This window comes from Paenibacillus sp. 05T425 (assembly GCF_056396205.1).
Genome location: NZ_JBFTLA010000094.1, coordinates 1 through 455, shown reverse-complemented (window position 1 = coordinate 455; position 455 = coordinate 1). Strand labels below are relative to the sequence as shown.

Sequence of the window (455 nt, the reverse complement as noted above, 5' to 3'; positions counted from 1 at the left end):
CCATGGATCAGGACGGCGCTCAGGTTTGTCTCGCAAGCGCTTGTTTCAGCCGCGATTTTTTCACGTTTAAAACCGTCAGGCGGTGTTATCATTGCGCCTGTCAGCCCCGCCGGGGCTTGTGGAATACCTCCATGGACTTACCCAGTAGTTACTCAGTACCTCGTTGTTACAATCATGAATTGACTGATTGATCCTTCCGGCGTGCCCCGCTGCTGGGAGTGGAGTTCGCCTATGTCTGAAGTTGAAGTAAAGAAAACGCAGGAAAGCTTGCAGGACCGCCTTGCTCAAGTCGTTGAGCTGCTGCAGCGCCAGCGGGTGGTCGAAGACCTGACTCATCGCCAGGAAGGTCCGCATCACGACCGGGTCGAGAACCTGGTTCACCGGCAAAACCTCGTCGAGTTGCAACGCAAGCTCGATGATCTGCACTCCGCTGACGTTGCCTACATCCTTGAAGC

1 protein-coding gene is annotated in these 455 nt (G+C 55.2%); it reads left to right on the top strand.

Going from position 1 to position 455, the window contains the following annotated elements; genetic code table 11:
• Positions 1-231: 231 nt before the first annotated feature.
• On the top strand, positions 232-455 hold a 224-nt coding region (locus AC1DF0_RS32235; protein WP_477577650.1), incomplete at its 3' end, for a hypothetical protein.